Source organism: Nostoc sp. (assembly GCF_036917535.1).
Classification (GTDB): domain Bacteria; phylum Cyanobacteriota; class Cyanobacteriia; order Cyanobacteriales; family Nostocaceae; genus Nostoc.
In genome coordinates, this window is sequence record NZ_JBALDA010000099.1 from 51,875 (window position 1) to 75,835 (window position 23,961).

Here is a 23,961-nt window from a genome sequence, read left to right on the forward strand (position 1 = left end):
GGCAAAAGAGACAGAGGGGCAGAGTAAAAAGGCAGAAAGGAAAATTCTTCTGCCTTGCTCCTTAATCTAGCCGTGTCAAGGTGAGATGTAGATTGAATTTCATATTTGTTTAACTCAAATCTTCACTTGTCCTTTTAGAATTCTGAAAATTCCGAGTTCTGCTCTGGAAGTTCCGAGTTCTGAGTTAGTAATGAAATAGAAATTGCAGTCTCATCTTATCCAAACTCACCTTGACAGCGCTATTCCCTGCTCGTAGTCCTTAGTCTCTCTCCAGCCCCATTTTGAATTTTGAGATGAATTATGACTACTCCAGCTTACACGGACACTCCACCAGCACTTACCACTACGCAGATTGACGCTGTACGATCGCATATCAAAAAAACGTGGAAAACCTTAACGCGATCACATGAACACTTATTACAATCTGCAAAGGATACCAAACTAGAGCACAAAAAAGATACTTGTTGGATTGTCTACATTTCCCCCATAGAAGATTCTCCCAAAGTTCGAGCTGTGTTGGAGCGATCACTATCTCCCAAGGATATGGAATGCCTGGAAATTCGCACTTTGCCAAGTGAAGTGGAGGCGATTAAAGATCACGGATTGTTGTACCTACCAGGGCCTTATGTCGTACCAGGTGGTCGTTTTAATGAAATGTATGGCTGGGACAGCTACTTTATATTACTGGGACTTTTGCACGATGGAGAATTAGAACTAGCGCAAAGCCAAGTAGACCAACTGTTGTATCAGATCCAGAATTACGGCATCATCCTTAATTCCAACCGGACTTATATGCTGTCGCGATCGCAGCCTCCTGTCCTCAGCATGATGGTTTTGGCATTATTCGAGCATACCCAGGATAAAGAGTGGTTAAAGTCAATCGTACCGCTGCTAGAGCAATTTTACTATTATTGGGTAGTTCCGCCCCATTTGAATGCTGCAACCGGCTTATCTAGATTTTATGCCTTTGGGGAAGGACCCGCGCCAGAAGTTGTGTTCTCCGAGCGGGATGAGCAGGGGAAAAGCCACTACGATCGCGTCAAGGAGTTCTATAAAACTTTTGAAGTTGAGGATTATGACGTTAGTCTTTATTACAACCAGGCAACTGACCAACTGACCAACCTATTTTACAAAAGCGATCGCACCATGCGCGAGTCTGGTTTTGATATCACCAACCGATTTGGCCCTTTCAGTGCTGATATCCTCCACTACGCTCCTGTGTGCCTCAACAGTTTGCTGTATCAGGTTGAACAAGACATGGCGCAAATTAAGCATATTCTGGGGAACGAACAATTGGAACAAAAATGGAGCAATCGCGCAGATATCCGCCGCGATCGCATCGATCAATTTCTCTGGGATGAAGAACAAGGATTATATTTCGACTATCACTTCCAGAGTGGAAAACGCCGCCGCTACGAATTTGCTACCACGTTCTATCCTCTCTGGTTGGGAATTGCTTCACCAACTCAAGCTAAACGCGTCGTCAAAAATCTCTCTTTGTTTGAAGCCCCAGGTGGAATTTTTACCAGTACTCGTGTCACTGGCAACCAGTGGGATGCTCCCTTTGGCTGGGCACCATTGACATTAATTGCCGTCCAGGGACTTCACCGCTATGGGTATCATATAGAAGGCGATCGCATTGCCAACAAATTTCTCGCTATGGTAGTTAAAGAATTCGAGCGTCACAATACCCTAGTTGAGAAATATGATGTTGAACGCTGTTCTGCCAACGTTTCCGATGAAATCTGCTTTGGGTATAGCTCTAACGAAGTTGGTTTCGGCTGGACAAATGGAGCCATTTTAGAACTCTTAGCAATCGCTGATAAAAAAGTTTAAATAAAAAGGCGTGAGTTTTTCCTCATGCCTTGATCTTAATTTTTTACACTTGACTCTATAGCCCCTAAATTTATTTATGGGGATGATTAATTTTGAATTTTGAATTTTGAATTCCCCATTCGCGTAGCGTCTCGAAGAGAAGGGGTTGACGGTGTTGTTTTCACCTCAATTGATGAACGGTACAGCTATGAAGAAATTCGAGAAATTAGTATAATCATGAAGAATAATCACAATGGTTCAATCAGCCCCAAAAGTTCTAACCGTTGATGAATTTATTAGCCATTACGGTGAGTGCGATCGCTATGAAATAATTAATGGTGAATTAATATTGAGATGGAATCAACTGGGTCACACGAGCAAGTATCTGCATTGATTGGGCGAAAACTGAATGTAGAAATTGATTGTCATGGGAAGTGATCGCAGTGCTTATTTTATAGTCGCAGATAAGATAAGAGAGTAACATGCTCCTCACACACAAGTAGCAATGACCTCAACCCTGCGGAAATTTCCCCTTCTCAATGCTCCGACGCTGCACCAGTTGCCCAATGGTTTAACAATCATTGCCGAGCAAATGCCAGTTGAAGCCGTAAACCTCAACTTATGGATAAAAGTTGGCTCTGCTGTAGAATCCGATGCTATTAACGGCATGGCTCACTTTTTAGAACACATGATTTTTAAAGGAACAGAACGACTGGCTAGTGGCGAATTTGAACGTCGAATTGAAGAACGGGGTGCTGTCACTAATGCCGCTACTAGCCAAGACTATACTCATTACTATATAACTACTGCACCAAAAGATTTTGCCGAGCTTGCGCCACTACAAATAGATGTAGTATCGAATGCGAGTATTCCTGATGATGCCTTTGAACGCGAGCGATTGGTAGTTTTAGAAGAAATTAGGCGTTCAGAAGATAATCCCCAGCGGCGTACATATCGGCGGGCGATGGAGACAGCCTTTGATCGTTTACCCTATCGCCGTGCAGTATTGGGGCCAGAATCGGTGATTGCCGGACTTAAACCCCAGCAGATGCGAGATTTTCATACTAATTGGTATCAACCCCAGTCAATTACTGCCGTGGCTGTGGGCAATTTGCCTGTGGAAGAATTAATTGCAACTGTTGCAGAAGGATTTACAAAAGCCATTCCCGGCTCTCCACTTCCCAGTACAGATGCGATTAATCGCGTCTCTGCCCACTCCTCACTGAATCCTGAATCAGCATTTACAGAAATTGTCCGTCGAGAATTTATCGATGAAAGTCTGCAACAAGCAAGGCTAGTGATGGTTTGGCGGGTTCCAGGAATGACTCAGTTAAATTGCACTTATGGATTGGATGTTTTAGCCGGAATTTTAGGACACGGACGGACATCAAGACTGGTGAGGGATTTACGGGAAGAACGGGGATTAGTTTCTTCAATTTCTGTGAGCAACATGAGCAACGAGCTACAAGGGGTATTTTATATTTCAGCTAAATGTGCAGTGGAAAATTTACCAGTTGTAGAAGATGCGATCGCTCAACACATTGGCAAAATACAAACAGAGTTGGTAACAGAATCAGAAATAGCTCGTGTGCAGCGGCGAGTCACTAACAGATTTATATTTGGTAACGAAACACCAAGCGATCGCTCTGGGTTGTATGGTTATTATCAATCTTTGGTAGGAGATTTGGAACCCGCCTTTAATTACCCAGCAATCATTCAGAGCCAAGATGCAACAGACTTGATGCAAGCAGCCAAAGAGTATCTATCTCCAAATGCTTATGGTGTAGTTTTCGTCAAGCCGTAAATTAAGTATGAGGAATGGGGCATGGGGCATGGGGCATGGGGCATGGAGAAGACGAAAATAATTAATAACCAGTACTTAATGCCCAGTTAATAATCCAAAATCTCAAATCCAAAATTGCATGATGTGGACTCAAATCGACACCCATATTAGCCAGGTAACTGGCGAAAAATTTCAAAGTCAGCAACGGCGATCGGTTGGTGGCGGGTGCATCAACCAAGGTTATGCTGTCTCTAATGGTGAGATTACCTATTTTGTCAAGCTAAACCAAGCATCCCAAGTTGCGATGTTTGAAGCTGAGGCGTTGGGTTTAGGAGAAATGATCGCAACAGCTAGTATTCGCGTTCCCAAACCAATTTGCTGGAGTACTGCTGATAATTCTAGCTACATCGTCCTGGAATGGTTGGAAATTGGTAGTGGTAGCAGCAATTCATGGCAAGAAATGGGACGCAACTTAGCTGCAATGCATAAAGCTAGCAACAGTCAAGGTTTTGGTTGGAAAATTAACAACACCATTGGTTCCACGCCTCAAATCAATACTTGGACAGCAGACTGGACAGAATTTTATATTAAACATCGTTTGGGTTATCAATTTCAGTTAGCAAGGCGACGAGGAGGTAATTTTCCCCAACAAGATAAGTTATTAGCAGCTATCCCTGAACTATTGGCGGACCATCAGGTGCAACCTTCTTTAGTACATGGCGATTTATGGGGCGGAAATGCTGGGTGTACTGCATCAGGAGAACCAGTGATATTTGATCCAGCAACTTATTTTGCAGATAGAGAAGTTGATATCGCCATGACAGAATTGTTTGGTAGTTTTCCCGCAGCGTTTTATAAGGGTTACAACGAGGTATTTCCGTTAGATGTAGGCTATGAACGCAGAAAAACGCTCTATAATCTGTATCACATTTTGAATCACTTCAATTTATTTGGTGGCGGTTATAGTTCGCAAGCTAACCGGATGATTGACCAGATTTTGCGCTAAGTAGAGGATTGCTGAAACAATATGAACACACGATTGGTCGATTCACTGCTGCAAATCATTACCTCCCTCACTCTGGAAGAACGTCTTTTACTACAAGAACGCTTCAACAGTACGACAATTCAATTTATAGAAAGCGACGGGAAACTCCATCCTGCAAGTGGCGTCGAGAGGGATAGTCGCCCCGTCGCTTGGGCCAAACAGGGCATTGGGCATTGGTAACTTCTTCCCCATGCCCCATGCCCCATTCCCCATGCCCCATGCCCCATTCCCCATGCCCAAAAACTCCACCCACAAGGTGATGAAGTTTTTTATAAGTAGATTTCTCTTACATCCATTGTGAAATACTATCAACAACAATCCAACGCCTTCCCCAGCGATTACCTAAACAACTTGTGGGGAGAAATCCAAGCTTGTCCTTACTTTGCAATCAACAACCTCAACCGCGATTTTGTCGCCACTAAAGGATTTTCTGTAGTATTTCAGCGTTCTGGATTACCAAAAGTAGAACAGCAGTTTCCCTACTTCAAGCCTTACCTAGATTTAGCTCTCCAGCCGAATTGTAATGCTTTTTACCTTAATCCTTTACAACTCAAAGAAGGCTCCCGCGTCGATCCGCATATTGATCGCTCTTTACGTTCCTACTCCAAAACCATTGAACCGCCTGCGGTTGTCAGTGTTCTCTATGTGCGCGTACCAGCAGATATGGAAGGCGGAGAACTGATATTGCGATCGCACAAACGCCAACTTGGGCAAATTAAGCCCCAATTCAATACTTTAGTCTATTTTCAAGGTGATTTAACCCATTCGGTTAATGCTGTCAAAACCCCAGGAAATCGCCTAAGTTTAGTTTGTGAACAGTATAGTTTGAGTGAAACTGAACTCCAGGAAATCCCTGAGTTCACTGTAGAGTCTAGAAGCACTCAGTCTACAACCAAAAAGAGAAAGTATGCCTCATAGTTTTATGCTTTACAAAACCTTTACGCTGTATTTCTTTTGACTTTTGACTTTTGAACGCCAATTGCTTCAAGTCGGGGAACCCGCTCAACGCACTGGCTCCTTTTGACTTCCGCTTTGCGGTACTAGGGACTTCCAACTAAAAAAATATCCCATTGCCTTTAGGACAGAGGATTAGGGGGGAGAAAAAGTCGTTGTAATTCGGTGAAATTGGATAATTTATTTTTTGGAGTTCCACTAACTCTAGATAATTTCTAATTGTTCTTTATTGTCTCTGTCAGACAAATATGTGTAGAGACGTTGCATTGCAACGTCTCTATATCGGTTGTACAAATTATCTTATCTAAATCGTATTGGTTTTTAGTTAGCTGGTGAATAAGCACGTCAATTATTGTCAAATCTAGTCGAACAACCTAACACAAGTAACTTCTTCTGCTTACGCTTCTTCTTATTTTTGAGATTAATCAAATAATTATCAACGTAGCGAAAAGCAGCTGCACCGTCATAATCAGCAATAGCTATAGCTTGCAAGAAAACCTTTGAAGGAATTTCAAACCCTAAAAACTTTTCTGTTAAGATTAATAAATCCTCATCTGTGGCAGGAAAAATAGTTTCTTCTGCCCCTTCTGAATCAGAAAATATATCATCAATTAATACTTTATACACTTTGTACCTCCCCAAAAGCATAAGATGCAAAGCCTGTAATGAAGTTTAGCTGTTGATCGCGAGTTTGTAAGTTAACAGGGAGTTCAGTACCAGGACAGCCGATTTCTCGTAAAATTTCCAAACAATAAGCACCGAGTTGAGTGTATGGAGCTTGCTCCAATTCTTGAGCTACTTCTAGAGCCATCTCCAGATTGACTTGGATAACCGTCTTTACAGGGTTGGTCATAAATACGCCCTAATAAACTGGATGCTCTAAGTTTTGATCACAAGCACAAATAGCGTAACGGTGTTTTTGCGGAATTTATGAAGAGGGGAAATTAAAGTATCAGCGCATTTGCGGTAATGTACCCAAAGTTATACAAACTAGGCCCAGAGCTAGGCAATTTCTATCTAAGTGCGATCGCCTGTCTAAATACGTATAAATATGTACATTTTTTCTAATATTATTGCGAATATACTTACTTTTTGTGAGGTAGACTGAAAAGCCCGCCCCACAATATTGGATAATTTATTTGTTATAAATCTCTGATATCTAGTCTTGTAGAGTAGTTTAACAACAGAGGCAGGAAGCAGAAGGCAGAGTTCTTTAATTTTGAATTTTGAATTTTGAATTGATTTCTCCCCCTTGCCTCCTCACTTGAAAGTGCTGAGTGCTGAGTAAAAATACTAGTTACTAGCCCCCTGCTAAGAGCCTATTTTCATGCTTGGTGATGTACAAAGTTCATGGGGACTGCCTTACTTCACGCTTTGACCTTAGCTTTAGACCAGACACCATTTTCATCTTCATCATATTGCTAGTGAATAGTCTCCCAAGCAGCTTGTTCGGCTATGAACTCATCGCTTCTTTTATTGAGTACAGCATTATAGCGCTCAATGAATGTACTCTGGGCTGAGTTTGGTAGATAGCCGCTTTATCTTCACTTGAGAAGACTTACATCAAGTGGCGTTGGCGCATGAAGCAATTTTCAATTCCAAAATCCAAAACTGGCAGAGTGAATGAGTAGATGCAGGTACAATAGCGTTCAGTTAAGAAAATTGTAGGTTGGGTAGAACGAAGTGAAACCCAACAAACTAACGAAAGTGTTGGGTTTCATTTCTCAACTAACCTACATAGAAGTTGAATTTTAGGCTTAACTGAACGTGTATTGGATGCAGGTAGATTAATTCTTTCACATCAATTAAGGGAAGAATCACTCCTCCCTCAGCCATCTTTAATTTAGATGTATGAGTATGAGCTATACACCTACGGGAGTCTTAACCCCTGCTGCTGGCTGTCTACCATCTGCATCTATTGCCTCGCCTTCAATAAATGAACGCAGCATCCAAGCTATCTCTTCATGCTGTTCAAGTAGTCCAGTCAAAAAGTCGGCAGTTCCCTGATCGTGAAACTTTTCACCAGACTGATCCACATGGTCTCTCAAATTACGAATAACCTGCTCGTGATCGTCCACTAAATTAGCTACCATCCCTGTTGCAGTGGGCACATTACCAGCATGTTCCTTGAGGGTAGTAATCTTGAGAAATCCTTCCAATGAGCCAACTGGATAACCGCCCAAAGCACGAACCCGCTCTGCCAAAGCATCAATATTTAGAGTCAGTTTTTGGTAGTGTTCTTCCCAAAGCTGGTGCAAAGAGCGGAACTGAGGGCCAACGACATCCCAGTGATATTTTTTGGTTTTCACCAACAGTAAATAGGCATCTGCTAAATCCTGATTCAGCAGATTAATTACACCTTGACGCTGTTCGTCTGTCAAACCAATGTTTATCGCACGCATTGTTTTCCATCCCTAAGCAAACTTATTTATTAATTTGCCAAATTTTCCACCTATTCCACATCAACCAAAGGAAATATTATGAGTCCAGATTAATCATCACATTTCATAGCTATACTTACACCTTAATAGGGATGAACATATTTTATATTTAGTTGTAAGTTGCGATCATTACATCAAAAAGTAGCAATGGGTCACTGCTTTTATGCAATCACCCATTACTAGCAAAAAATTATCAAGGTATTAACTCTGTTACTTACCTGTAACTTTGTCCAAGAAACTCTTTGCTTTGTCTTCCACTGAAGTTGCACTCTGTGAATTTTCAGGACGCTTCTGTTTGTTAATATCAGCTGCTCCCTGAACCTCATTGAGTCCTTCATTGGACTCCTTTTCAACCTCTTCCAATCCTTGTGGTGGTTCTTTAGCGGCTTCGTCAGTTTTGCGCTGAATGTCAAGCAGTTGTGTAGGACCTTCGGTGGGTTTACTTTGGTAGCTATCGATTGCAAAAGCAGGAAAAGCATTAGATAATAATACTAGGGCACAAGTAAAAGCCACTACTAGAAAACGTACTGGACGGAAAATAGATAAAGCAGCAGTAATCATCTTCATTTGAAATCCTCGATAACAGCTTTAACAACACAGAACTTTTACTGAAAGTAGTGAAGCATATACCTTTTCTTAGCAATTTTAAGCAATAATAAAACTGCCAAGCTCTGCTTCAATATTATAAGTTCTTTAAAAACGAACCTGACAAAGAAATCTCCTTTGTGTTTTTCTGGATTGGATCAGTAAGGGATAATAAGCAAATACCACCTTAATTATGTAGAAAAATCATTAGATTTCACAAAATCATTAGATTTCATAATTGAAATTCTTTGTTTCAGGTTCCCTGTTTACACTTTTACTTTGAGAAAGCTAACCTCTGCATCAATCTCTAGAATGAAGTTTACTGCATCTTTAGTTACAATAAAATCAGTCTCTAGGTATATCGACTTAATCTAGTTTTGGCAGGTTAATAGCTTCACTATTTATGTTCAGTTAGCTCGACTTTATCCAATTAAAGGAATTTAATGAATAAGCACTTGAGAGGACATTTGTAAAGTATAAATTTATATAAAGATTCTCCTTAATCTCTTTTCATAAAAGGAGAAAAATAAATCTTTTCTTTAAGCTTGATAAGTCTTCCTTATTACCTTTTCTATTGAACTTACCCGATGGAACATTTCTATTAATTCATGGGATCTTGTTTTTCGCTTTGCCAGCAGAACTTTTAACGGCGTTAAATAATGAACATCTAGGTCATTTGCTAAAGCAATTTCGGCTGCTTGCAAGACTTTTGTTGCATTCTCAAAAATATTTTCGTTTTCAAACGCTTCTTTTGCAGAAAGTTGGTGTAATGCTGCATCGGGTACAGTTGCTCTACCTTGCAAGGTTTTATCTAACACCAAACCTTTCAATAATATCAGCAAAGCCGCATAGATTAAAAAATTATCACAACTATCACAAGCCTTAAATTCGATGCGTCCCACTTCAGCCGGAATTCGGGCGATTTTTGTTAAGGAAGGTATACTATTAATCAGTTGTTCTTTTTTTTGAACAAAAACTAGAGTAGCTGGTCTTTTTCCAGTTCTGATAAATGTTCGTATTGATAGTCCATCCCATAAACCTCCATTATAAAAAGGAGAGCTATAACTAAAAGGAACGATATAGGGACTGTAATAAGTTAACTTTCTGCCAATATCAATCACATCTTCAGTTGATAAATCTGTCACTGAAATATTTAAATCTGGGCCATAAGATACCATATGAATATTAGCAGTTTGTTCGTCAGGATAAGCTTCTAGCTGTTTGATTTCATAATTGTTTAATGGGGGTTGAGGCTCAAAAGCTGGATTGTAGGGATTGAAACTAACCAAAACTGGTGATAAACCAAAGTCAGCGGCAACCTTACGTAGCAAGTCAAAACTTTCTGATAATTCAGTAATAGCGCCTTGAATATTAGAATGGATAGTTGTTCTAATTTCAATACCTTTAACATGACAGTCTATCACCTCATCAGAATCCGCAAATCTTTCAAATCCCTCAATGTACCATCTTTTCATCTTAATACCCGCATCGCCGATGCGTAGTTGAGGATAGTCACTGGGGTATGTGGGTAGCCTTTCAATAATTTGATTGAAATCGGCAAATTTTGTGTGGTAAAAATCAGCAAACTTTCCCTCATTGTTCAAGAAAGCGACTTCATGTTCAATGCCAAAGAAAAACATTATATATACCTTAATTTTTTAGAGTTAACGGAATTTAACTAATGCCAAGCGATCGCAATTCCACAAACAAGGAAGTAACATCAGTAAACGATTCATTAGAGAAAAATATTTGCGATATTTAGCTGGCAGGTTCGCATACTTAGAAAACTCCATCACTCTGTAACGCAAATTACAATCTTAAAACTTATGAATATTTGAGACACTCCAATCGAATTAAATTTAACTATAAAAATTCTCAATAATGATATAAATTGATTTTACCTTAAGACCGACTATTGCGATTTAAAAACTTCTTTGATTTATTTTTCTGTGCTGCTTTCACTATTTTCATAGTCACTGGTTAGGGTAGCGTAGTAGTGACTGAGGAAAGCTTGAGACGTGAGTTTATGACAAGTACCGTTCAATCCCTCTACAGCAGCGAACAGATTGCCGCTTGGTTGCGTGGACTGCTTACTATTGCTTGGGCTGATGGTAATTTTGACGATCAAGAACAGGAATTAATTGCCAGCATCACCAAAAATGAATTAGCTCCTAAGATTAAATGCGACTCACTAGAGATAATTACCCCAGACGAATTAGCCGCAGCTTTGGGTAAAGGTACACCAGCCGCAGAAAATTTCTTAAGGACAGCAGTGATGGTAGCGATCGCAGATGGTACTTATTCTCCCAGCGAAGATGAGGTTCTGCAACAGTTCTGCCAAGCCTTGGAACAACCAGAGAACTTACTCGAAGCCCTTCGCCACACTCTAGAACACCCACAGCAAATTACCCCCACTATCGCCAGCACTGGGCTGACAAAGCGTCAAATTAATGCCCTACACCCTCTGCGTCACTGGCTTGATGGGCTAGATATCCAAGACCCAAGAGTAGCCCGCTTTTTGTGTAAAATGATTCCCGCCCAGTGTCCCTTTGAACGAGATGTCACCCTATTTGGACGTAAGATTGTGCATATCCCACCGATGTGTAAAATTAATCCGTTATACGAACAACTAGTAGGCTTACGTTTCCGTGCCCTCTCCTATTTAGCAGATAAATGCGGTGAAGATGTTTCACCATATATTTGAGTAGGGAGAAGGGAGTGGGGGAGCAGGAGAGCAAGGGGGACAAGGGGGACAAGGGGGAATATTAAACAAGCCTTTCTCCGAAGTTCTGATCGCCGGAAGCCGGCGCTCAGACTTCTCTCCTTGTCTCCCCCCTCTTCCTTGTCTACCTTGTCTCTTCTCCATGCCCAATGCCCAATAAATAGTTCTGTAGTTAAGTGGAAAATCTGACTTTGCTTTTGGGAATACTTGATTTATTCACCTGACTAATCTAGAACTCAGGCATTATCAATATGAAATGGATGAAACCATCTCTATATTTTGTAGCCTTTTCTTTACCTTTGTATTTGCTTTCTGCTTTAACAGCACAGGTACAGGCTCAGTCGTACCATCCCAATAAAACTTGGCAAATTAGTCAAACATTTAAGCCACCACAGCGAGGAAAACCTCCCGCAAGTGCTGGTGGTTCTACCCGTGGTAGCTCTTGTCTAACAGACAAAAAACTGATAATTCCCTTAATACCTCCAGATAAATTAGGGCTGACATTTGTTCAACATCCAACATTTTTCTGGTATATACCTCCATCTAAACTCAAAACAGCCAAGTTTCTGCTCCTGACTGAAGACCAGAACGTATTTTATGAAACCTCTTTTACACTTCCAAATAAACCGGGAATTATTAGCTTTAAACTTCCTGACAGTGCCCCTACACTCACTGTAGGTAAAACTTATCACTGGTATCTAACAATTGTTTGTGATAATCAAGACTCTAGTGAAAATCCCACTGTAGATGGTTGGGTGGAACGCACTCAGCCAGGAGCAACTTTGTCGCAAGCTTTAGCAAAGGCAAATTTATACAAGTTGCCTACTATCTATGCAGAAGCTGGGATTTGGCATGAAGCGCTGACTAGTTTAGTGCAGCTACGCTGCACTGAGCCAAATAATTTCAAAGTAAAACTGGATTGGAAACAATTTTTCAAGTCAGTGGGTTTGAGTGCGATCGCTTCTGAACCATTGATTGATTGTTGCACATCTATAAAAGAAGGGCATGGTGCATTGGGGAGCCAGTGCGTTGGGCGGCTTTGCCGACTTGAAGCAACTGGCGTCACGGGGCATTGGACTGAGGGAAAATTGCCAACTCCCAACTCTCGTACAGACACGATTAATCGCGTCTCTGAGCATTAAATATTATGTGGGCAAAGCTGAAACCGCACATCTGGCAATGGCGGGGTGTTTTACTTGCTGTTCCCAATATTACAGCTCTGGTGATTGCAATACGCTTGACTGGATTACTACAATTGTTGGAATTGGCAGCACTAGATCAATTTTTTCTCTTGCGTCCACCAGAGTCGGCTGATACCCGCATCGTCATAGTTGAGATTAATGAGGCAGATGTCCGCAAGCAGGGACAGTGGCCTATGCCTGATGGAAAACTTGCTAGTTTGTTAGAGAAAATCAAACAGCAAAAACCCAGAGCGATTGGTTTAGATATTTATCGTGATTTACCCGTCAATCCCGGTTATCAAAATTTACTTAAAGTGTTTAAGTCTACTCCTAATTTGATTGGAGTCCAAAAAGTCTCTGATACTATTGATAGTTCGGCGGTTGATTCGTCTCCAGAACTGAAGAAACTTAATCAAATTGGGTCGAATGATTTACCTATAGATGGAGATGGCAAAATTCGGCGAGCATTATTGTACGTAAATTTAAATAATGACGAGATTCTGGAAAGCTTTGGGCTAAAACTGGCATTGTTGTACTTGAAACCTGAAGGTATTACTGCCAAGCCATCAGCAATTAACTCTAATTATTTGCAGTTAAATCAGGGTATTTTTCCGATTTTTGAAGCTAATGATGGAGGTTACGTCCGAGCTGATGCTGGGAGTTATCAAGTGCTGTTGAACTACCGAGGACGGATACAGCAGTTTACTAAAGTCTCTGTTAGTGAAGTGCAAGAAAACCTCATTCCACAAGATTTAATGCGAGACAAGGTGGTATTAATTGGTGCTACCGCTGAGAGTTTGAAGGATCTATTCTATACGCCTTACAGCAGTAATGTCTTGACTGACCCAGAACGAATGGCGGGTGTAACAATTCATGCTAATTTGATTAGTCAAATTTTAAGTGCGGCGATGGAAGGTCGTTCGCTGATTAAGTGTTTACCTGAGCCGTTAGAATGGCTCTCAATTTTGATTTGGTCAATTATTGGTGCTAGCTTGTGTTGGCTGCAACGCCACAGTAGCAACCAGAAAAACATCATGGCTGTTAGTGTTTTTTTGGTAGGTGGCGGTTTAATTGGCGGCAGTTTTTTAGCGTTTTTGGCTGGTTGGTGGATTCCTGTTATCCCTTCATTGCTGGCTTTTGTCGGTTCTGCGATCGCACTCACTCAGTATATTGCTCAAAGTGCTACCGAAATGCGAAAAACCCTCGGTCGCTATCTAACTGATGAAATCGTCGCCAATATCCTCGAAACTCCTTCTGGGTTAAAGCTAGGGGGAGAACGCCGAAAAGTTACGGTTCTCGTGTCTGATTTAAGAGGATTCTCAGCTATTTCCGAACAATTACCCCCGGAAGAAGTAGTAAAGATTTTGAATCTTTATTTGGGAACAATGACAGATGTGATTAACCACTATAAAGGCACAATTAATGAGTTTATGGGTGATGGGATTTTTGTGATTTTTGGTGCGCCAATTAGTCGCAAAGATGATTCTCAACGAGCGATCGCCTGTGCGATTGCTATGCAATTGGCAATGCAGCAAGTGAACGAACAAAATCAGCAAATGAATTTCCCAATCCTGGAAATGGGAATTGGGATTAATACAGGCGAGGCTGTGGCGGGAAATGTTGGTTCTCAAAAACGCGCTCAATATACAGTTATTGGCAGCCATGTTAATTTGGCTGCTCGAATTGAATCTTATACAGTAGGAGGACAGATTTTAATTTCTGAAGATACCTGTAAGGATGCCAATATCGACCTCCAAATTGCTGGACAACTACAAATAGAACCTAAAGGAATAAAACACCCTGTGACAATTTGTGAAATTCGTGGCATTGGCGGTGAATATAATTTATTCTTGCCTGATGATGAAGAAGAAATGATCATTCTCAATCAAGAAGTACCTGTAAAATATACCATTTTACAGGGAAAACACGCAGTGGGAACAGTATTTTTGGGAGAATTTATTAGCCTCTCAGAAAAAAAGGCACAGCTGCGATCGCCACATTCTTTAGAACTCTTGAGTAATCTCAAACTCAACTTATTGATTGAAGCAGAAATGGCTAGAGAAGAAGAACATATCTATGCCAAAGTGATCGAACAATCTCATGTTGACGAGCATCTTTTTCTGCTTCGGTTTACAGCAGTTCCCTCAAAAGCTGACGCAATTCTCAATGCACTGCGTCAGCCTGGGTAAGATTAAGGCATCAATATTGAAATCGGAGGTGTATGTAAATAGGATAAACCGAAAAAGTAGGTAGTCTAGCTTTTTCTAAAACAGTAACAATTGTTGCTGATATAACCAAGCGATCGCGGTAATATTTTGGACTTAAGCCCGATCTAACTCCAATAACTCCTTAATAATTCGTAATTTGTAATTTCTGGTATGAAGCAACTAAGTTGAGTTGTGGAGTTTAAAATATGATTCCTTATAAAACTGAGATTCAATTACACCCAAAAGACAAATGACAAACAAAAACAACTTTCAAAGATTAGTAGAACTTGCAAATGATTATGGAATTATTTGCGAACCAACACCAGAAGAATGTTTGATTGCATCCTTGCCTGGAGACGATGATTTCTTATTAGCTTTTACTTGGTCTGGTACTATTGAGGGAGAGCCGCCAGAGCATGAGTTAATCGCAATTAGTGTACAAGATATAGTCAAAGAAGTTACCGTTGCAGCTTGGCAGATTCCTTTTTATTTATTCGGAAACGTTTTAAGACAAGCTCAAATGCTTGTCGCTGCTCACAAAGATTTTGTTAGCTAAGAGACAAGCTACAGTTAAAAACTGCTATCCCTGTCAACTGTCTGTGGCAGGGATTTTTATTTCAACTACTGCTTTAAAAATTTATCACCCCTGCTAAGAAAAAGTAATAATTTGAGTTTGGTTGAGAAGTTACCTATTTCAGAAATCTAAATCATCGCTACTAATCGGATATACCCCAGGAAACCATCAAGACGTTCAAAAAGATGAACTTGTCGCCTTAGACCCAGAGTGCAAAGCTCCTTGGTATATCGGGTACATCGACATGTTAGGTTTCCTATTCCTGTTTGTGCTTCCTATCAGTTTGATTCCCACCATTGTTTGAGCATCACTACTCAAACCTTTAGTGCATCCTTAAGCCGCGTCGTGTATAGCTGGCGACAGGTGCATCGCCCTGACCTTCCAAGCGTGCTGCTAGCTCATCACAGCGGGATGTACTGTGTGCTTGCCATATTTGCTGTTAATTTCATCTATCGCGTACATCAGCGCTGCGCCGCGTGCATCGGGCGTGTCCAGCAATGCAGACTTACCTGCCAATACGGTTCGGTTAAGGTGCATAGACCTTAGAGATCCCCCTTAGTCCCCCTTAAAAAGCAGGGCTGTTTCATTCGATCTCTTAGGGATTTTGTCAAGAGTATGAGTCAGAAATTTGCTTGAGTGGGAAAAACAAAAACTACCATCTCAATCGGTAAATTTAAGTGCGTTGGCGAAGCCTTGCCGTTCGCAAAGCGTCTCCGACAGGAGAAGGCATCGCCATTTTCTTGTACAATCAAATTTTTTAGTCACCTGATTTTTTTGCTTGAAACGCTTGTAAATCAGTGCTTTTTGGGGATGAAACAGCCCTGCCTTAAAAAGTGGGAAGTAGAGCCATTTTGAGCAAGCCTTTTTAAGGGGGGTTGTGGGAATCAGAGTCTTATCCGAACCGTATTGGTACCACTTTTTGTTATAAACAAACCTTTGGCTGAATATCCGTTGCTAAAATTCGCGCTGAATGCAAGATGGCAGCCTGAGCGGATGAGACTTTTAACCTTGGTGTTGCGATGAGCTTGGAGTAAGTTTTTTCTTTAGCAGCCACGCACCGCTCAGAAGAACCACGCTCAAACTAGCTGCATTAGAAGGTTCGGGTACAGGCTGAACGTCAAATTTATTCAATAATCTATAATTAACAGGAGCACCATTGGGGTCGTCAGTTTCCGCATATCCTCCAACTTCCGGATAATAAAAGAAGTTTTCAGGCTGAGAGCCAACTAAATAAGAAACACCATTGAAGCTAAGGTATGGTTGTTTTGGGGAGAAAAGATTATCGTTAGGCACTCCAAACGGTGGCACATCATTGGGAAAACTACCTGGTGGTAGTAGTCCGGTAATTGTCGAGCCATTTCGCTGTCCCGTAATCCCTATGATTGTTAGGTAGCCATTTGCATCTGTGCTATCAGTGGTTGTTAAGATTCCACTAGCTTCAACTGCATCACCAGAGTAAAAATATTTAAACTCAGCAGCTTGAACAGGTTTGGCGAAACCATCAATAGTCAGTCCGGTTGCTCCGACTACTACAGCTAGCGTAGCTAAAAGCTTAAGGGCGCACTTATTTGTACTATTTTTCATATTGCTATGTAAGATTCATTGAGGGAGTATTCAGTTATGAATAAAAGATTAAAATTAATAAAAAATTAAGGCGTGTTTAACAGTCAGACCATCATGGAAATCAAAATAGCCGATCTCGATATTTCCCAAGGAACAAGCACGGATTGGAAAAAGAGGCGTGAAGAAAGCAGCTTAGTCCCGGAGATAGCCGTTGGCTTATAAACATTTAAGTTGTCGTTAGGACACAAGAAGTTAATCTTCTCAGTTTTTACCTTCTATGTCTAAATTTTTAACCGTCTGCTACTTAAAACGCTAGCCTTAAAGAATCCAGCCACTTACATACATTGCATCATGTTACCTAAACCCAAAAAGCACTGGACACCTTCAATTTGGGCAAGTTGGAAGCCCTTTGGCATTGGCGAACAGTATCCTAATAACTATTGGGAAGTATTTCGGGCAATCTGGCTATCTCGTGACAAACTACCATATACGTGGAATATCCTAAATAAAGGTGTCTGCGATGGTTGTGCTCTGGGAACAACCGGGATGAAGGATTGGACTTTAGATGGTATTCATCTTTGCAATGTCCGGTTGCGGCTGTTGCGGATGAATACGATGCCAGCTTTTGACCCTGTGCTATTGGAAGATGTTTCACAGTTGCAGAAACAAAAAAGTGCCCAATTGCGCGACTTGGGGAGACTTCCGTACCCGATGATTCGTCAACGAGGAGAAAAAGGCTTTCGCCGTATAAACTGGGATGAAGCTTTAGGGGTAATTAGCGATCGCATCCGCACTACTACACCAGACCGTCTCAGTTTTTATGTTACCAGTCGCGGTACTGTCAACGAAACTTATTATGCCACCCAAAAAGCTGTGCGGGCAATGGGAAGCAATAATATCGATAATGCTGCCCGCATTTGCCATTCTCCCAGTACAGCAGGATTGAAAGCAGCTTTGGGTGCTGGGGCTACCACCTGTTCTTATAAAGACTGGATTGGTACTGATTTATTAGTCTTCATTGGCTCTAATGTTGCTAATAATCAGCCTGTTACCGTTAAGTATCTCCATTATGCCAAGAAAGCAGGCACAAAGATTGTAGTTATTAATACTTACCGTGAGCCAGGAATGGAGCGTTACTGGGTGCCCTCAATTGTAGAAAGTGCCGTTTTCGGAACAAAGTTTGCCGAAGACTTCTTCTTAATCAACATGGGCGGGGATATAGCATTTTTAAATGGCACTATTAAACATATAATTGCTAACAATTGGGTAGACCAGTCATTTGTAGATTTATACACTGTTGGCTTTGCTGAACTCAAAGCATCTTTAGAAAATCAATCTTGGGAAGAATTAGAGCGGCTTTCTGGTACATCTCGCGAGGAGATGTACGCTTTTGCCAAAATGGTCAAAGAAGCTAATAAAGCCGTATTTGTTTGGAGTATGGGCATTACTCAGCATGAATGCGGCGAAGATAACGTGCGAAGTATCATTAATCTAGCTCTCACCAAAGGTTTTGTCGGTCGGGAAGGCTGCGGTTTAATGCCAATTCGCGGTCACTCTGGGGTGCAGGGTGGTGCAGAGATGGGATGTTACGCGACAGTATTTCCTGGTGGTAAACCCATCACCTCAGAAAATGCTGCCCAATTAAGTCAACACTGGGGCTTGGAAGTGCCGACAAGTAAAGGTTTAATTGCTCCAGAAATGATTCACGCCGCACATCAGGGGAATTTAGATGTGTTGTTTTCTGTGGGTGGGAATTTTTTAGAAGTACTGCCAGAACCAGATTATGTGGAAACAGCGTTGAAGCAAATACCTCTGCGGGTACATATAGATATTGTTCTCTCCAGCCAAATGTTGGTGGAACCTGCTGATACTGTGGTGCTGTTACCTGCGACGACTCGCTACGAAATACCAGGAGGAGTCACAGAAACTAACACCGAACGCCGGGTAATTTTCAGTCCAGAAATTCCGGGGCCGCGCATTGGAGAAGCGCGTCCAGAGTGGGAAGTATTTTTAGAATTGGCAAGGCGGGTAAAACCAGATTTGGCAGATAAGCTGACTTTTGCTGACACAGCTGCTATCCGTCAAGAAATTGCTCAAGTCGTCCCGCAATATGCTGGTATTCAACACTTACAACAAGCTGGCGATCAGTTTCAATATGGTGGCTCACATTTGTGCTTCGGTTGGAATTTCTCGACACCCGATGGAAAGGCACACTTTGGCGTATTATTACCACGCCAAAAAGAATTACCAGAAGGTTATTTTTTATTAGCAACGCGCCGAGGCAAACAATTTAATAGTATGGTGCAGGAACGCAAGGATGCAATTACTGGGGCGATGCGAGAAGCAGTGCTAATGAATGTTGCTGATGCAAAACAGTTGGGTTTAAAAGATTACGATCGCGTCATTCTTAAGAATGATTTAGGCGAGTTATTCTGTCAAGTCTACATTGCACCAATTCAGTCAGGAAACTTGCAAGTACATTGGCCAGAAGGGAATGTGCTACTAGATAAAAGTAAGCGATCGCTTGAAGGTGTACCCGATTATAATGCGATCGTGCGGTTGGAAAAAATCTGAATTAAGTCTCATTTTCACAGTTTTAACAAATTTAACTTGCATCAAAGCTACCGCAAAGATGATCATCTCTGCGGTAGTTATAAGTTAACAACTATTAAAGTAGAACAAAAGGAGCCAGATTTAGGTTAATTTGCTACTTTTAGTTATCCCCAATTCTAGAAAGCTATTGAAAGTTCTTGGACTTGACTAACCCATTGCTTGCACTATAGTCAGCAAGAAATTAATCCGCTGCTCAAACTCTAGCTTTTTGATCAATGCGACAAATTCATCCGTTTCACCAGGTAGTTGATAATCGGACGGAACTTGAATGATGGTTCCATTGTCCATACCTTGTGCTAGCAGCAGCCAAACGTCTAATCTGGAATTGGCACTTAGAGCATTATAGGCTTGGCTGATCTCGTTAGCTGCACCATTAATAATGTCGCGTTGTGCTTGCAATTGCTCTTCTTTAGACAAGTCCAGAAATTTATCAAACACTGCTTTGGCGGGAACTTCTATCCTTTCAGGAGGTGCAGGGTTTAACTGCTCTTTAAGATCCAAGTAACCGAACCAAAGTAGGGCTAGCTGGGTATCTACATCAAAGCGTTGAAAACTTTCTAAAGCCGGTTTTGTAGCTTCATCAGCTGTGTAAGTCATAAAAAACTCCAACTAAGTTAAGGTTATTTTGATTTCGTCAGTTACTTACTGAGAAAATTGCGATTCTTTAGTACTTCATACAACTTAACGAACAAAGATAGATAGATAACCCTACTTAAGGTAGGTATAGGACTTATTACATAAGACAGATATAGATAACTGAAATTGCTAGTTACAAAAATGCCTCGTACGATGTATATAAAGCAAAGATAAATGTTAAAACTTAAGGTAGCGTCTGTGACAGTAAGCGATCGCTTGAAGAGGTTCCTGATTATAATGCGATAGTACGCTTAGAAAAGCAAACCTAATATTAACGCTTTCCGACTGCGACGTTCAAGTTAACATCACTCAAAACTTGCAGCCATGTCTGTCGCCAAAGATTTTGAAACCCCAGAAGATGTTATATTTCCACCTGGGGATTTAGAAAGTAACGAACCACCATTGGAAACATACCTACATTTGCAGCAAATGCTGCTATTAATAAAATGTCTTGATTGGTGGTGGCGAGACCACAATCGCTTTAATAACTACTTTGCTGCGGGGAATCTTAGCATTCATTACAGTCCACGCCAGCGTAAATCCGAAGACTTTCGGGGGCCAGATTTCTTTGTCGTTTTAAATACTGAACACAAACCCCGTGATAGTTGGGTTGTTTGGGAAGAAGACGGCAAATATCCGAATTTGATTATAGAACTGCTTTCAAAGTCAACCGCAGCGACCGACAAGGGCTTAAAAAAACAAATTTATCAAGATATCTTTCGCACTCCTGAATATTTCTGGTTTGACCCCAAGAATCTAGAATTTGCTGGGTTTATTTTGGTGGGTGGTACGTATCAACCTATAGAACCCAACCCACAAGGATTGTTGTGGAGTCAGCAGCTAAGTTTGTACTTGGGCGTTCATGAAAATCAATTACGCTATTTCAATGCGGAAGGACAGTTAATGCCTACACCTGAAGAAATTGCCCAGTGGGAAGCGGAACACGCTCAACAAGAAAGACAACGTGCTGAACAAGAAAAGCAACGTGCTGAACAAGAACGACAACGTGCTGAACAAGAACGACAACGTGCTGAACAAGAACGACAACGCGCTGAACGCCTAGCAGCCAAATTGCGAGAACTGAACATTGACCCAGAAAATTTATCGTAAATTAAAGGGTTTAAGACTCCTCTCTTACAAAGTTCTGATCGGAGGTTTCCGACGCTCGCGGACTCGCTAACGCTGCGCTATCCGTTGGCGCAGACCGCCGCAGGCATCAGAACTTTCCAAGACGAATTTTAAATTATTAAAATGCCAGCCCTACAAGCATAATTACAAATTAGGATCATTTATTCTCGACAACTTCTAGACCTGTCCTAGCTACTGATTTAATATCAACATTCTGATTGTTTAGCAGCACTACTATAGTGGTTTTTTCATTGGGTAAATATGCAAGCAATGTTGCGAAGCCATAAGCTATACCACTATGCCCAATTGCTTTTGCCAAAGGAGATGAAAACCTTTCTACACCCAACCCATAGCTATAATCTGCGCTATTATCTTTAAATTTCAGCATTTCTTTCATCATCTTGGAGGAAAGTAAGGTTTTTTTGACAAATAAGGCTTTGGCGAACTTGGCTAAATCTTCTGCTGTTGAAACCAATCCACCATCTCCCAAACCATTACCATCATTAACTTGGGCGTAGCTATCTAGCTTACCATCCTTATTGCGATCGCCATAACCTGTAGCGACTTCTCCAATTGTTGGTTCGCGCAATTCCGTAAAGGTATGTTTTAATCCTAATGGTTTTAAAATCTGACCGCGGATTGCTTGAGCGAGAGTTCCCCTGGTGACATTTTCAACAATTAGTTCCAAAAGAATGTAGTTGCAATCAGTATAAATAAATTTTTCTCCGGGATTTGCCTGCGGTTGCTCTTGATACATATACTGAATAGCTTCTCTGGCTGTCCAAGGCTGTGAGCGACTTCTTTTCGCCGTAGCTTGAATAAACTCTTTTGTTTCTAGATATTCAGCAACACCACTGGTGTGGTTGAGGAGTTGACGAACTGTAATTTTGTCGCTGTTGACAATATGAGGAGTGATGTCTCTTGGTAAATAGGTTGCGATCGCTCGATCTAATCCTATCTTCCTTTGTTCCACTAATTTCAGCACAACCACCGCCACAAAAGTTTTACTCATACTGGCAATAGAAAAGCCATCTGTGGGTTTCATCCTGGTTTTAGTTGACAAGTTACTGACACCAGATGCTCCCAGCCAAGAACCTTTAGGTGTAGTAATATACATAACTGCACCAGGTATTTTCTGTTCTACAATTATTTCATCTAAAAGTTTCTGTAGTTGAGAACTTTTTCCGACGGTGGAGGTAGAAATCATTTGTTTAGCAAGAGATTTTTCAATTACTCTCTGACTAATGTTATTAGCCACTAAATATCCTGTAAAACCAAGGGAAATCACAAAAACTATTGCAAATAAAATTTTACTGAAAGCCAAAAGTTTTAGGTTCATTTTACTTCCTAAACAGAAACATAGCCGATCTAGCTCAACTGCACAAAGTAATTGGTAAGCATCAACCTGACATCTGACATATAAATAGCATTACTTTGTTTCCAGATTAGTATCAAAATTTAAATTCACCAACTTTCACAAATATGAGAACGCCAACGCCAACTAAAAGTAAGACCAAAGCCACTGTTTGGGTAGTAGAAAAAGGTCAAATACGGTCTCGTTTAGACCAACTTACCACCGAAGAACCTTTGGAAATTCGTCTTCTTCCTTTCCAGAAAACGGTAGCTGTAACAATGCGGACGCCAGGGGCAGATTTTGAACTAGCTGCTGGTTTCCTCTACAGTGAAGGAGTCGTTAATAGCAGAGAAGATATTCGACGTATCAGCTATTGTGTAGATGAATTAGTAGATGGTGAACAGCGCCATAATATTGTAAATGTGGAGCTGCGGGATGGCCTGATTCCAGACTTACAGCCTTTGGAACGTCATTTCTATACAAGTAGCGCCTGTGGAGTGTGTGGTAAAGCTAGCCTTGAGGCTTTGCGTCTGCGGGGATGTCCAGTAATTTCCTCTGGCCCAACGGTAACACCTAAGATCGTATACAGCCTACCAGAAAAACTCCGGGCTGCTCAAGGTATTTTCACCGCAACAGGGGGTTTGCACGCTGCGGCTATCTTTGATGCTCAAGGGCAACTGTTAAATCTGTGCGAGGATGTTGGGCGACACAATGCTTTGGATAAATTGATTGGTACAGCTTTGCTCAGTGACGAATTGCCTTTAAATAATTGTATTGTCCTGGTCAGCGGACGCTCTAGTTTTGAGATTTTGCAAAAGTCTACAACTGCTGGAGTTCCCATTGTTTGTTCTGTTTCCGCTCCCAGTAGTTTGGCGGTATCTGTCGCCAAGGAATTCGGGATTACCTTAATTGGATTCCTGCGCGGAGAACGGTTCAATGTTTACACTGGTTTACAAAGAATAAACGCTGCTTAAAAAACTTTTGCACTGGTGTGGCAAGGCTAAATTGTTGCAAAAAAGTTTGTAGCGACTGTTTTAAAAGTTAAGCGTAGGCTACGCCTACGCACCTGTGTAGTTGATTGCGGTGGGACAAAGTTTGAAGTACTCCAACACGACTTTTAAGTACCTCAACACGATTTTGGAGTACCTCAACACGACTTTTAAGTACTTCAACACGACTTCGGAGTACCTCAACACGACTTCGGAGTACCTCAACACGATTTTGGAGTACCTCAACACGATTTTGGAGTACCTCAACACGATTTTGGAGTACCTCAACACGACTTCGGAGTACCTCAACACGATTTTGGAGTACCTCAACACGATTTTGGAGTACCTCAACACGATTTTGGAGTACCTCA

23 protein-coding genes and 1 pseudogene are annotated in these 23,961 nt (G+C 41.3%); 13 read left to right on the top strand and 11 right to left on the bottom strand.

Features of this window, described 5'->3' with window-relative positions:
* Positions 1–300: 300 nt before the first annotated feature.
* From V7K56_RS33350 to V7K56_RS33375, 6 genes are all read left to right on the top strand, one after another.
* Positions 301–1,836, top strand: coding sequence for a trehalase family glycosidase (locus V7K56_RS33350; RefSeq protein ID WP_334917849.1), 1,536 nt, complete (start codon positions 301–303; stop codon positions 1,834–1,836).
* 232 nt (positions 1,837–2,068) lie between these two features.
* Positions 2,069–2,209 (top strand): hypothetical protein, encoded by a 141-nt coding sequence (locus V7K56_RS33355; RefSeq protein ID WP_442940363.1) that lies wholly within the window; start codon positions 2,069–2,071, stop codon positions 2,207–2,209.
* Between the two features lie 111 nt (positions 2,210–2,320).
* On the top strand, positions 2,321–3,619 hold the full coding sequence (locus tag V7K56_RS33360) for a M16 family metallopeptidase (protein WP_334917851.1): 1,299 nt from the start codon (positions 2,321–2,323) through the stop codon (positions 3,617–3,619).
* A gap of 121 nt (positions 3,620–3,740) precedes the next feature.
* Positions 3,741–4,604 (top strand): fructosamine kinase family protein, encoded by an 864-nt coding sequence (locus tag V7K56_RS33365; protein WP_334917893.1) that lies wholly within the window; start codon positions 3,741–3,743, stop codon positions 4,602–4,604.
* Positions 4,605–4,625: 21 nt separating this feature from the next.
* Positions 4,626–4,823 (top strand): hypothetical protein, encoded by a 198-nt coding sequence (locus V7K56_RS33370; RefSeq protein WP_334917853.1) that lies wholly within the window; start codon positions 4,626–4,628, stop codon positions 4,821–4,823.
* A gap of 117 nt (positions 4,824–4,940) precedes the next feature.
* Positions 4,941–5,561, top strand: coding sequence for a 2OG-Fe(II) oxygenase (locus V7K56_RS33375; protein ID WP_334917855.1), 621 nt, complete (start codon positions 4,941–4,943; stop codon positions 5,559–5,561).
* Positions 5,562–5,942: 381 nt separating this feature from the next.
* On the opposite strand, the gene V7K56_RS33380 is transcribed toward V7K56_RS33375, so the two are convergent.
* The 6 genes and pseudogenes from V7K56_RS33380 to V7K56_RS33405 form a co-directional block, all read right to left on the bottom strand.
* Positions 5,943–6,224 carry a hypothetical protein gene (locus tag V7K56_RS33380; RefSeq protein ID WP_334917857.1) on the bottom strand — a complete coding sequence of 94 codons (282 nt, stop codon included), beginning with the start codon at positions 6,222–6,224 and terminating at the stop codon, positions 5,943–5,945.
* Positions 6,217–6,450 carry a hypothetical protein gene (locus V7K56_RS33385; protein ID WP_292783841.1) on the bottom strand — a complete coding sequence of 78 codons (234 nt, stop codon included), beginning with the start codon at positions 6,448–6,450 and terminating at the stop codon, positions 6,217–6,219. The genes V7K56_RS33380 and V7K56_RS33385 overlap by 8 nt, the downstream gene beginning before the upstream one ends.
* 568 nt (positions 6,451–7,018) lie before the next feature.
* A pseudogene (locus V7K56_RS33390) lies at positions 7,019–7,129 on the bottom strand (ChaB family protein); the annotation flags it as partial.
* 330 nt (positions 7,130–7,459) lie between these two features.
* Complete coding sequence (locus V7K56_RS33395) at positions 7,460–7,999, bottom strand: Dps family protein (RefSeq protein WP_334917860.1); 540 nt, start codon at positions 7,997–7,999, stop codon at positions 7,460–7,462.
* Positions 8,000–8,248: 249 nt separating this feature from the next.
* Positions 8,249–8,605, bottom strand: coding sequence for a hypothetical protein (locus V7K56_RS33400; protein WP_334917862.1), 357 nt, complete (start codon positions 8,603–8,605; stop codon positions 8,249–8,251).
* A gap of 557 nt (positions 8,606–9,162) precedes the next feature.
* Positions 9,163–10,263 carry a glutamate-cysteine ligase family protein gene (locus tag V7K56_RS33405; RefSeq protein WP_334917864.1) on the bottom strand — a complete coding sequence of 367 codons (1,101 nt, stop codon included), beginning with the start codon at positions 10,261–10,263 and terminating at the stop codon, positions 9,163–9,165.
* A 386-nt stretch (positions 10,264–10,649) separates the two neighbouring features.
* On the opposite strand from V7K56_RS33405, the gene V7K56_RS33410 reads away from it, so the two are divergent.
* The 4 genes from V7K56_RS33410 (at position 10,650) to V7K56_RS33425 (ending at position 15,289) form a co-directional block, all read left to right on the top strand.
* A complete protein-coding gene (locus V7K56_RS33410) occupies positions 10,650–11,327 on the top strand; it encodes a Mo-dependent nitrogenase C-terminal domain-containing protein (protein WP_334917866.1) in 678 nt (225 codons plus the stop codon).
* A 278-nt stretch (positions 11,328–11,605) separates the two neighbouring features.
* Complete coding sequence (locus V7K56_RS33415; protein WP_334917868.1) at positions 11,606–12,487, top strand: DUF928 domain-containing protein; 882 nt, start codon at positions 11,606–11,608, stop codon at positions 12,485–12,487.
* Between the two features lie 5 nt (positions 12,488–12,492).
* Positions 12,493–14,715 (top strand): CHASE2 domain-containing protein, encoded by a 2,223-nt coding sequence (locus V7K56_RS33420; protein ID WP_334917870.1) that lies wholly within the window; start codon positions 12,493–12,495, stop codon positions 14,713–14,715.
* A gap of 268 nt (positions 14,716–14,983) precedes the next feature.
* The gene (locus tag V7K56_RS33425; RefSeq protein ID WP_334917872.1) at positions 14,984–15,289 is read left to right on the top strand and encodes a hypothetical protein; all 306 of its coding nucleotides are present in this window, start codon (positions 14,984–14,986) and stop codon (positions 15,287–15,289) included.
* 411 nt (positions 15,290–15,700) lie between these two features.
* Here V7K56_RS33425 and V7K56_RS37355 read toward each other — a convergent pair whose 3' ends face one another.
* Both V7K56_RS37355 and V7K56_RS33430 read right to left on the bottom strand, forming a co-directional pair.
* Positions 15,701–15,844 (bottom strand): DUF4113 domain-containing protein, encoded by a 144-nt coding sequence (locus tag V7K56_RS37355; RefSeq protein WP_442940364.1) that lies wholly within the window; start codon positions 15,842–15,844, stop codon positions 15,701–15,703.
* Between the two features lie 465 nt (positions 15,845–16,309).
* Positions 16,310–16,891: a PEP-CTERM sorting domain-containing protein gene (locus tag V7K56_RS33430; RefSeq protein WP_334917874.1), complete on the bottom strand. Its 582-nt coding sequence runs from the start codon at positions 16,889–16,891 to the stop codon at positions 16,310–16,312.
* 330 nt (positions 16,892–17,221) lie between these two features.
* Between V7K56_RS33430 and V7K56_RS33435 the strand changes: the two genes are divergently transcribed.
* A complete protein-coding gene (locus V7K56_RS33435; RefSeq protein ID WP_334917876.1) occupies positions 17,222–19,444 on the top strand; it encodes an FdhF/YdeP family oxidoreductase in 2,223 nt (740 codons plus the stop codon).
* A 186-nt stretch (positions 19,445–19,630) separates the two neighbouring features.
* Here the strand turns inward: V7K56_RS33435 and V7K56_RS33440 are convergent, their stop codons facing one another.
* A complete protein-coding gene (locus V7K56_RS33440; RefSeq protein WP_334917879.1) occupies positions 19,631–20,080 on the bottom strand; it encodes an orange carotenoid protein N-terminal domain-containing protein in 450 nt (149 codons plus the stop codon).
* 363 nt (positions 20,081–20,443) lie between these two features.
* Between V7K56_RS33440 and V7K56_RS33445 the strand changes: the two genes are divergently transcribed.
* Positions 20,444–21,229, top strand: coding sequence for a Uma2 family endonuclease (locus tag V7K56_RS33445; protein ID WP_334917881.1), 786 nt, complete (start codon positions 20,444–20,446; stop codon positions 21,227–21,229).
* A gap of 175 nt (positions 21,230–21,404) precedes the next feature.
* On the opposite strand, the gene V7K56_RS33450 is transcribed toward V7K56_RS33445, so the two are convergent.
* Complete coding sequence (locus V7K56_RS33450) at positions 21,405–22,586, bottom strand: serine hydrolase domain-containing protein (RefSeq protein ID WP_334917883.1); 1,182 nt, start codon at positions 22,584–22,586, stop codon at positions 21,405–21,407.
* Positions 22,587–22,729: 143 nt separating this feature from the next.
* Between V7K56_RS33450 and fdhD the strand changes: the two genes are divergently transcribed.
* Positions 22,730–23,575 (top strand): formate dehydrogenase accessory sulfurtransferase FdhD, encoded by an 846-nt coding sequence (gene fdhD, locus V7K56_RS33455; protein WP_334917885.1) that lies wholly within the window; start codon positions 22,730–22,732, stop codon positions 23,573–23,575.
* 67 nt (positions 23,576–23,642) lie between these two features.
* Here the strand turns inward: fdhD and V7K56_RS33460 are convergent.
* On the bottom strand, positions 23,643–23,961 hold a 319-nt coding region (locus tag V7K56_RS33460), incomplete at its 5' end, for a hypothetical protein (RefSeq protein WP_334917887.1).

Excerpts from the sequence above, each read along its gene's own strand:
- V7K56_RS33440 (WP_334917879.1), bottom strand. The coding sequence starts at position 20,080 with ATGACTTACACAGCTGATGAAGCTACAAAACCGGCTTTAGAAAGTTTT.
- V7K56_RS33415 (WP_334917868.1), top strand. The coding sequence starts at position 11,606 with ATGAAACCATCTCTATATTTTGTAGCCTTTTCTTTACCTTTGTATTTG.
- V7K56_RS33400 (WP_334917862.1), bottom strand. The coding sequence starts at position 8,605 with ATGAAGATGATTACTGCTGCTTTATCTATTTTCCGTCCAGTACGTTTT.
- V7K56_RS33420 (WP_334917870.1), top strand. The coding sequence starts at position 12,493 with ATGTGGGCAAAGCTGAAACCGCACATCTGGCAATGGCGGGGTGTTTTA.
- V7K56_RS33395 (WP_334917860.1), bottom strand. The coding sequence starts at position 7,999 with ATGCGTGCGATAAACATTGGTTTGACAGACGAACAGCGTCAAGGTGTA.
- V7K56_RS37355 (WP_442940364.1), bottom strand. The coding sequence starts at position 15,844 with ATGCACCTTAACCGAACCGTATTGGCAGGTAAGTCTGCATTGCTGGAC.
- V7K56_RS33450 (WP_334917883.1), bottom strand. The coding sequence starts at position 22,586 with ATGAACCTAAAACTTTTGGCTTTCAGTAAAATTTTATTTGCAATAGTT.
- fdhD (WP_334917885.1), top strand. The coding sequence starts at position 22,730 with ATGAGAACGCCAACGCCAACTAAAAGTAAGACCAAAGCCACTGTTTGG.
- V7K56_RS33410 (WP_334917866.1), top strand. The coding sequence starts at position 10,650 with ATGACAAGTACCGTTCAATCCCTCTACAGCAGCGAACAGATTGCCGCT.
- V7K56_RS33355 (WP_442940363.1), top strand. The coding sequence starts at position 2,069 with ATGGTTCAATCAGCCCCAAAAGTTCTAACCGTTGATGAATTTATTAGC.
- V7K56_RS33430 (WP_334917874.1), bottom strand. The coding sequence starts at position 16,891 with ATGAAAAATAGTACAAATAAGTGCGCCCTTAAGCTTTTAGCTACGCTA.
- V7K56_RS33435 (WP_334917876.1), top strand. The coding sequence starts at position 17,222 with ATGTTACCTAAACCCAAAAAGCACTGGACACCTTCAATTTGGGCAAGT.
- V7K56_RS33405 (WP_334917864.1), bottom strand. The coding sequence starts at position 10,263 with ATGTTTTTCTTTGGCATTGAACATGAAGTCGCTTTCTTGAACAATGAG.
- V7K56_RS33385 (WP_292783841.1), bottom strand. The coding sequence starts at position 6,450 with ATGACCAACCCTGTAAAGACGGTTATCCAAGTCAATCTGGAGATGGCT.
- V7K56_RS33445 (WP_334917881.1), top strand. The coding sequence starts at position 20,444 with ATGTCTGTCGCCAAAGATTTTGAAACCCCAGAAGATGTTATATTTCCA.
- V7K56_RS33360 (WP_334917851.1), top strand. The coding sequence starts at position 2,321 with ATGACCTCAACCCTGCGGAAATTTCCCCTTCTCAATGCTCCGACGCTG.
- V7K56_RS33425 (WP_334917872.1), top strand. The coding sequence starts at position 14,984 with ATGACAAACAAAAACAACTTTCAAAGATTAGTAGAACTTGCAAATGAT.
- V7K56_RS33350 (WP_334917849.1), top strand. The coding sequence starts at position 301 with ATGACTACTCCAGCTTACACGGACACTCCACCAGCACTTACCACTACG.
- V7K56_RS33365 (WP_334917893.1), top strand. The coding sequence starts at position 3,741 with ATGTGGACTCAAATCGACACCCATATTAGCCAGGTAACTGGCGAAAAA.
- V7K56_RS33370 (WP_334917853.1), top strand. The coding sequence starts at position 4,626 with ATGAACACACGATTGGTCGATTCACTGCTGCAAATCATTACCTCCCTC.